At 70.5% G+C, this 1,006-nt stretch carries 2 protein-coding genes; both read left to right on the plus strand.

The window, feature by feature from the left end; all coding sequences use genetic code 11:
* Positions 1 to 177: winged helix-turn-helix domain-containing protein (locus tag ACWDX9_RS63690; RefSeq protein WP_350743609.1), on the plus strand; the 177-nt coding region annotated here is incomplete at its 5' end.
* Between the two features lie 8 nt (positions 178 to 185).
* On the plus strand, positions 186 to 1,006 hold an 821-nt coding region (locus ACWDX9_RS63695; RefSeq protein ID WP_449973512.1), incomplete at its 3' end, for a HAMP domain-containing protein.

Below are 1,006 nucleotides of genomic sequence, written 5' to 3' on the forward strand. Positions count from 1 at the left end.
CGGGTGTACAGCCGTCAGCAGTTGCTGGAGTCGGTGTGGGAGCACGGGTATTTCGGTGACTCGCGGCTGGTGGACGCGTGTGTGCAGCGGTTGCGCGCGAAGATCGAGGACGACTCGGCGGCGCCTGTTTATGTGCAGACGGTGCGTGGGTTCGGGTACCGGTTCGGGCCGGTGTGAAGCGGCCGGTGACGCCTCGGCCGAGCCTGGGGCTGCAAACCCGGCTGTTGCTGGCGTTCGCACTGCTGTGCGTGGTCACCGCGGCGGCGGTGGCCGGCGGGCTCTACGTCCAGGCCCGCAACGACATCCTGCAGCGGACCCAGGACGCCACGGTGCAGGCGATGAGGAGCCGCCTGCAGGCGCTCTACCCGTTGCGGACTCCGGCGCCGGGCCCCGACGAGCTCGACGACATCGCCACCGCCGTGCCCGACCAGAACAGCGTGGAGTTCGCGGTCGCCGTCTACCGCGAGATGCACTCGCCGGTCGCCCCGCCGGAGCGCTTGAGGCCGGGCGGGAGGGTGCTGGCCTCGGATCTCTCGGTGATTCCCGGGGGGCTGCGGCGGGAGGTGGCCGATGGCAACATCGCGTGGCAACGCGTGGTGTGGCAGGGCATGCCCTGGCTGATCGTCGGCGCGCCGTTGCTGATCGTCGAGCCGGACCGCACGACGCGGGCCTCCGGCATCGAGGTCTACGCGGCGCGTAGCCTGCTTTCCGAACAGCGCAGCATCGACGGGCTCGCCGTACGTGCCTGGCTCATCGGCGTGGCGGCCCTGGCGTTCGCGGTCGTCCTGGCATCGCTGGCCACCCGCGGCGTGCTACGCCCGGTACGCGAACTCGGCCACGCGGCACGCCTGCTGGGCCAAGGCGAGCTACGGACCAGAATCGCGGTCCACGGCTCCGACGAGCTGGCCGAGGTGGCACGCACCTTCAACAACACCGCCGCCGAACTCGAACGACACGTCAAACAACTACGCGAGATGGAAGCCGACGCCCGCCGATTCGTCGCCGA

The sequence above is a fragment of the Nonomuraea sp. NPDC003201 genome (genome assembly GCF_053590415.1).